Origin of the sequence: Tepidibacillus decaturensis, assembly GCF_001561915.1 — a bacterium.
GTDB lineage: Bacteria > Bacillota > Bacilli > Tepidibacillales > Tepidibacillaceae > Tepidibacillus_B > Tepidibacillus_B infernus.
In genome coordinates this window covers 489,564-496,886 of the sequence record NZ_LSKU01000001.1, presented here as the reverse complement: position 1 = coordinate 496,886, position 7,323 = coordinate 489,564, and the positions used below count along the sequence as shown (strand labels likewise).

Below are 7,323 nucleotides of genomic sequence, written 5' to 3'. Positions count from 1 at the left end.
ACTTTCTTATTTTTTTAAAAAGAAGAACCTACGAGGTAAAAACCTCATAGGTTCTTATAATAAAGATGTAATTAGTTTAATTTGTTAAGAAACGTTTAAATGAATAAATAGTGGTTTGACGGTTTAGATCAGCAATGGATGTGGTTAAAGGAATACCCTTTGGACATGACTGAACACAGTTTTGTGAGTTACCACAATCGGTAATTCCTCCTTCTCCCATAATAGCCTCTAAACGTTCCTCTGCATTCATTGCTCCAGTTGGATGGGCATTAAATAGTCGAACTTGATTGATTGGGGCTGGACCAATAAATGGTGAATGACTATTTACGTTTGGACATGCCTCTAAACAAACCCCACAAGTCATGCACTTAGATAATTCATATGCCCATTGTCTTGTTTTTTCTGGCATCCTAGGTCCTGGCCCTAAGTCATAGGTACCATCAATCGGAATCCACGCTTTTACTCGTTTTAACGCATCAAACATTCGACTTCTGTCAATCATCAGGTCGCGAATGATTGGGAAAGTGCTCATAGGCTGTAAGCGAATCGGTTGTTCTAATTGATCGATTAAGGCACTACAAGATTGTCTTGGCTTACCATTAATCACCATTGAACAAGCTCCACATACCTCTTCTAAGCAGTTCATTTCCCAAACAACTGGGGTCGTTTTTTCCCCCTTAGCATTCACTGGGTTCTTTTGTATTTCCATTAAAGCACTAATCACGTTCATGTTAGGTCGATAAGGAACTCTGAATTCTTCTGTATAGGATGGTTTATCTGGCCCATCCTGACGAGTGATAATTAGATGAATTGTTTTTTCACTCATTTTACTGTCTCCTCCTTCGATACAGCATAGTTTCGTAGTCTAGGCTTGATCAAAGAGACATCTACTGGTTCATAATCAAAAACAGGACCATCAGGAGTATACTTGGCCTTGGTTGTTTTTAGCCAATCTTCATCATTACGATCTGGGAAATCTGGCTTATAATGTGCTCCACGGCTTTCATTACGGTTATAAGCTCCCATCGTAATCGCTTGAGCTAATACAAGCATACCTTCTAACTGACGTGTAAATGCTGTTGCTTGGTTACTCCATTTTGCAGCATCATCAATATTGATTTTCTTGTAACGTTCCATCAATTCTAATAATTTCTCATTTGTTTTGAGTAAGCGGTCATTATAACGTACAACGGTTACATTTTCAGTCATCCATTTTCCTAACTCTTCATGAAGCTTATATGGATTTTCATTTCCTTTTAGATTTAAGATATCGTTATATTTCTGCTCTTCCAGTTTCTTTTGGTCTTCAAAGTATTGTTTGGAAACATCGGCAGCAGATTTTTTCAACCCTTTAATATATTGAACCATTTTTGGACCTGTAATCATACCACTATAGATGGCAGATAATAATGAGTTAGCTCCTAAACGGTTTGCTCCATGATATTGGTAATCTACTTCACCTGCTGCAAATAATCCAGGAATATTGGTCATATGATCATAATCAACCCATAAACCACCCATTGAATAATGAACGGCTGGGAAAATCTTCATCGGTACTTTTCTTGGATCATCCCCAACAAATTTTTCATAGATTTCTAGAATACCACCTAGTTTAATATCTAATTCTTTAGGATCTTTATGAGATAAATCAAGGTAAACTTTATTTTCTCCATCCACACCTAAACCTAAGTCGACTACAACGTGGAAAATTTCACGTGTTGCAATATCACGTGGTACAAGGTTACCATATGCAGGATATTTTTCCTCTAGGAAATACCATGGCTTTCCATCTTTATATGTCCAAACACGTCCGCCTTCACCACGAGCTGACTCGGACATGAGTCGGTTTTTATCATCCCCTGGTATCGCTGTAGGGTGAATTTGAATAAATTCTGGGTTTCCATAAATCGCTCCCTGTCTATATACTGCACTAGTTGCGTAACCAGTGTTAATAACAGAGTTTGTCGATTTTCCAAAGATCATCCCAAGACCGCCAGTAGCTAGAAGGACGGCATCAGCAGCAAAGGTATGGAATTCCATGCTTCTTAAATCTTGTGCTACGATTCCTCTTGCTCTTCCTTCATCATCTAAAACAACAGAGAGGAATTCCCAATGTTCATATTTAGTAACTAAGCCTGCAACTTCCCAACGGCGAACCTGTTCATCTATTGCATAGAGAAGCTGTTGACCTGTTGTTGCACCAGCAAATGCAGTACGATGGTGTTGTGTACCACCAAAACGACGGAAATCAAGTAAACCTTCAGATGTTCTGTTAAACATAACTCCCATGCGATCAAATAAATGAATAATTCCAGGAGCTGCCTCAGCCATCGCTTTAACTGGGGGTTGGTTTGCTAAAAAGTCCCCACCATAAACCGTATCATCAAAGTGAACCCAAGGTGAGTCTCCTTCACCTTTTGTATTTACTGCACCATTGATACCACCCTGCGCACAAACAGAATGAGAGCGCTTAACTGGTACTAATGAAAATAAATCAACGTGTACACCTGCTTCAGCAGCTTTGACGGTAGCCATCAAGCCTGCTAATCCTCCACCAACTACAATGATCCTTTGACTACTACTCATGTTCTCGCTCCCCCTTTACCCTAAATTTACTTGTTCGACGTATACTGGATTGACAAAAGCAAATAATGCGGAAACAGCGATAATCGATACTGCTACGAAAACAACCATCCAAACATATGTAGAAATTCTTTGTGCACGTGGTCCAATCGTAATACCCCAGCTTACCAAGAATGACCACATACCATTGGCAAAATGGAATACTGCTGAAATCACTCCAACCAAATAAAAGACAAAAGCCCAATTATTTTTAAGAATGTTAGCCATTAATTCATAATTTAATTCTGTGCCAAGTGCCATTTGAACACGGGTTTCCCATACATGCCAACCAACAAAGATAAGAGTGACAATCCCTGTCATTCTTTGTAAGAAGAACATTACATTTCGGAAATATCCATAATTGTTTACATTATGTTTTGCTTGGAAAGCCACATAAAGTCCATAAATCGCATGGTATAAAAGTGGTAAAAAGATCAATACCCATTCTAGTACTGCCAAGTAGGGCAAACTTTCCATAAAACCAGCTGCACTATTGAAGGCTTCAGGACCCTTGGTTGCTTGATAATTCACCGTTAAATGAATCAACAAAAATACACCTACAGGAATGATTCCTAATAAAGAGTGCAATTTGCGATTAAAAAAATGCGTTGTTGCCATAATATCACTTTCCCCCTTTTAAAATGAAAGAAGACATTTAAAACACCCTAGACCTTACCTTAACCTATAACCTTACCCCCTTTTTTTCATTTAACAATCTATTCCCTCTTTAGTTTCAATGGTGAAACCAAAAAATGAAAATTTTTTGACATTTTCATTGTACGCCTTCATTTTTAAAAGCGTCAAGAATAAGTAGAGTTAGATTAATTGTTTATTTCCCACAAAAAACTGGTTATATCGGCTTTTATTCGCTTTTTTAGAAAATTTGAGAAAAGTTATATAAAGTCTTTGTTCAATCATGTACAAGTTTTAGTCTTCTTAATATTTATTCTTTAGAAATATGATAATTCCTTCAAAATAAAAAAATATTTTATTATTCAGAAAATAGTAGAAATGTATATTACATCGAGCTCCGTCATCCATGCCTTTCTATGAAAAAATGGAACAAATGAAAATCCCTCTTGTAAAAAGAGGGATAAAGAATTGGTATGTTCTATTCATGATCTAATTCAAAAGAACGATGTAATTCTTGTACTCCAGAAATAGCATACTCCTTAGGAACAAGGCAGGAAACCTTAATCTCAGATGTGGTTACCATTTTGATCGGGATATCTGCATTGCTTAAGACCTCAAACATTTTAGCTGCAACTCCAGGGTTAGATATCATCCCAGCCCCCACGATCGAAACCTTTGCTAAATGATCCTCATGACTAATCATTGTACAGGATCCCACATAACGTTCCAGAATAGCTAACGTATGTTGTAAATCACTGCTTGTGATAGAAAAAGAAACATTGATTTTGTCTTCCCCATAATCACTTGTAACAATCATATCTACATTGACTTTTTCTTTTGCCAATGTAGAGAATAGATCAGACAAAGCATTGATTTTGTTTTCTAAGCCAATAACCTGTACACGGGCAACATCCATATCATAGGCTACACCTGTTACTACCTTTACATGTTCCATACCATGTTCCTCCTTTATTACAGTTCCTTCAACCTGAACCAAGCTGGACCTTACAACCAAATGAACACCAAACTTTTTCGCGTTTTCTACTGCTCTAGGATGTAAAACCACTGCACCTAGATTTGCTAATTCAAGCATTTCATCGAAACTAACTTCTTTTAGCTTTTTAGCCTTAGGTTCTATTCTGGGATCTGTTGTATAAACCCCATCTACATCTGTATAGATTTCACATAGATCAGCCTTCAATGCAGCTGCTAATGCAACAGCACTTGTGTCAGATCCACCTCTACCTAAGGTCGTAATTTCCCCTTCCTCACTTACCCCTTGGAAACCCGCAACGATAACAATCTTATCATTTTTTAGCTCTTGTACTATTCTCTCGGATGATATATCTGTAATCCTTGCCTTACTGTGAACTGATTCTGTCTTTACTCCTGCTTGCCAGCCTGTAAAGGAAATTGCTGAAAAACCTATTTCTTGCAAAGCCATTGCTAACAAGGATATTGAGACTTGTTCTCCAGTTGTCAATAACATATCAAGTTCTCTTGAAGACGGCGTAGACGTGATTTGGTGAGCCATGTCTAGAAGGTCATCAGTGGAATCTCCCATCGCTGAAACAACCACAACTACCTGATTTCCCTGTTCTTTCGTTTTCGTAACAATCTTTGCAACGTTTTTGATTCGGTCAATTGTACCTACTGATGTGCCACCAAACTTTTGAACCACGATCCCCATTTTCTCCACCCTTTCCAACATATTGCGATGTTCTTCTAGTTTCGCAGAATTGTACTTTGTACAATTTAATATAAAAAAACAACAGGAAATAGACTCCTGTTGTGAATCACAACATAAAAGTTTCCCCACCCCCAAATAGTCAAGATAGTTCTCCATAGTTAAATTTGGGATCATTTAACTATGACAGTCCTACACTTATTCAATGTAGACCCAGCTCTACTTCCTGCGAAGAAATAGGCTTCGGCGAAAGTCCCTTTTATCTTTTTTCATCAGATTCGCTTCCTCTAAAAGATGACTCATGAATTTCGCGCCCCTACCTCACTTTAACTAAATTTGATTATAGTGAGGTATACTATTAAATTTTGAAGTTATTATATCATACGGTAAAGAAATGTAAACCCTTATTCTTCAGTATTTATTGCTTCCAAAATCGTTTTAGCTAATTTATCGCCAATTCCAATTTTGCGAAATTCCTCAACAGGAGCTTCTTTCATATTCTTTATTGAGCTAAAGTGTTTTAATAATAATTTTTTCCGCTTTTCACCAACACCTGGAACCTGATCTAATTGCGAAGCAAACACCGTTTTTTTATGGGTTTGACGGTGGAACGTAATCGCAAATCGATGAACTTCATCTTGAATTCGTTGTAATAAATAAAATTCCGGACTATTTCTTTCCATAGATACTGGAACAGGTGGATCACCCATTAACAATACTGCTGTTTTATGTCGTTCATCTTTTTTAAGCCCAGCTACTGGAATAAATAAACCAAGCTCATTTTCTAGTACATCAACTGCAGCATTAATTTGCAATTTTCCGCCATCTACGATGACCAAGTCTGGTAGATTTAAACCTTCTTTTAACACTCTTGTGTAACGCCGCCTTATCACCTCTTGCATCGTATGGTAATCATCTGGTCCTTCAACCGTTTTTATCTTAAATTTTCGATAACTCGATTTATCAGGCTTACCATCAATAAATACAACCATAGCGGATACAGGGTCGACACCTTGAATATTGGAATTATCAAAAGCCTCAATACGATGTGGAGTTGCAATCCCTAAACTTTTACCTAAAAGTTCAATGGCTAGACTTGTTTTAGATATATTTTTTTCTTCCATTTTAAACTTCTCTTCTAAAGCAATTCTCGCATTTTCAATCGCCATTTCTACTAATTTTCTTTTTTGACCTCGTTTTGGCTGTTGGATCTTAATTTGTAACCATTCTTCTAACAATTCTTTGTCTAATGATTCTGGCAACAAAATTTCTTTAGGCAATACAGGATTTTCAAAGTAAAACTGTGTAACAAAGGACATAAAATCTTCTTCTGGTACTCCATAATAAGGGAAAATAGAAACATCCCGTTCAATCAGATTTCCTTGCCTCATAAAGAAAACTTGAACACACATCCAACCTTTATCTATATAAAAACCAAAAATGTCTCGATTGACACGATCATTTAAACTAATCACTTGTTTGGACATAATTGCTTCAATATCATTAATTTGATCTCTATATTCTTTTGCGCGTTCGAACTCTAAATTTTCAGCCGCTTTCTCCATTTTTTGCTGAAGTTCTTTTTTTAGTTCTTTATAATCCCCTTGCAAGAAACGGATAATTTTTCGGGTCATTTCTTCATAAGTAGAATGCTCCACCTTAAATTCACACGGAGCCACACATTGACCTAAATGATAATATAGACAAACCCGATCTTTTAGTGTTTTACATTTTCTTAACGGGTATATTTTATCTAAAAGCCTCTTAACCTGCTGTGCAGCACCGGCATTAGGATAAGGGCCAAAATATTTTGCTTTATCATTTAATACTTTGCGTGTCACTTCTAAACGCGGATGTTCGTCATTCGTTAATTTAATATAGGGATAAGTTTTGTCGTCCTTTAACATGATATTGTATTTAGGGCGATATTTTTTGATTAAATGGTTCTCTAAGATTAATGCCTCAATCGCTGAATCAGTGATAATATATTCAAAGTCTACAATATCATTAACCAGCCTTTGGGTTTTTGCATCATGACTCCCAGTAAAATAAGAACGCACACGATTTTTTAATACTTTTGCTTTTCCAACATAGATAACTTGTCCATGATTATTCTTCATTAAATAACAACCTGGTTTATCAGGAAGCAATGTTAATTTTTCCTTGATGTGATCCAATCTTTTCCACCTACCAAATATGAATTAAATTCTCCCTTCAAGTTCGACAAGTTTATTTTAATACTAACCTATTTTAACGAAGTGTGACTAGAATAAAAATGTTTATAAAACTTGTATGCATATAATAATAAGATCAGACTTCTTTTTCAAGAAATCCAATGACGACTCCAATCATCGCTAAAGTAATATAGACTTTCTCCATTC

Annotated in this window: 5 protein-coding genes and 1 riboswitch; all 5 genes read right to left on the bottom strand. The window is 36.5% G+C overall.

Going from position 1 to position 7,323, the window contains the following annotated elements; all coding sequences use genetic code 11:
* Window positions 1-76: 76 nt before the first annotated feature.
* The 5 genes from sdhB to uvrC all read right to left on the bottom strand — a co-directional run bounded on the left by sdhB (window position 77) and on the right by uvrC (window position 7,119).
* The gene (sdhB, locus tag U473_RS02335) at window positions 77-826 is read right to left on the bottom strand and encodes a succinate dehydrogenase iron-sulfur subunit (protein ID WP_068722970.1); all 750 of its coding nucleotides are present in this window, start codon (window positions 824-826) and stop codon (window positions 77-79) included.
* Window positions 823-2,586, bottom strand: a complete 1,764-nt coding sequence (gene sdhA / locus U473_RS02330; protein ID WP_068722968.1) for a succinate dehydrogenase flavoprotein subunit — start codon at window positions 2,584-2,586, stop codon at window positions 823-825. The genes sdhB and sdhA overlap by 4 nt, the downstream gene beginning before the upstream one ends.
* Window positions 2,587-2,601: 15 nt before the next feature.
* Window positions 2,602-3,243: a succinate dehydrogenase cytochrome b558 subunit gene (locus tag U473_RS02325; RefSeq protein WP_407701940.1), complete on the bottom strand. Its 642-nt coding sequence runs from the start codon at window positions 3,241-3,243 to the stop codon at window positions 2,602-2,604.
* Between the two features lie 490 nt (window positions 3,244-3,733).
* Window positions 3,734-4,945, bottom strand: a complete 1,212-nt coding sequence (locus U473_RS02320; protein ID WP_068727388.1) for an aspartate kinase — start codon at window positions 4,943-4,945, stop codon at window positions 3,734-3,736.
* Window positions 4,946-5,082: 137 nt separating this feature from the next.
* Window positions 5,083-5,269: riboswitch (Lysine riboswitch) on the bottom strand.
* Between the two features lie 77 nt (window positions 5,270-5,346).
* Complete coding sequence (uvrC, locus tag U473_RS02315; protein WP_082732328.1) at window positions 5,347-7,119, bottom strand: excinuclease ABC subunit UvrC; 1,773 nt, start codon at window positions 7,117-7,119, stop codon at window positions 5,347-5,349.
* Window positions 7,120-7,323: the final 204 nt, after the last annotated feature.

What these genes read in the sequence shown, in the direction of transcription:
- sdhB (WP_068722970.1), bottom strand. Translation starts at nt 826, where the DNA reads ATGAGTGAAAAAACAATTCATCTAATTATCACTCGTCAGGATGGGCCA.
- sdhA (WP_068722968.1), bottom strand. Translation starts at nt 2,586, where the DNA reads ATGAGTAGTAGTCAAAGGATCATTGTAGTTGGTGGAGGATTAGCAGGC.
- U473_RS02320 (WP_068727388.1), bottom strand. Translation starts at nt 4,945, where the DNA reads ATGGGGATCGTGGTTCAAAAGTTTGGTGGCACATCAGTAGGTACAATT.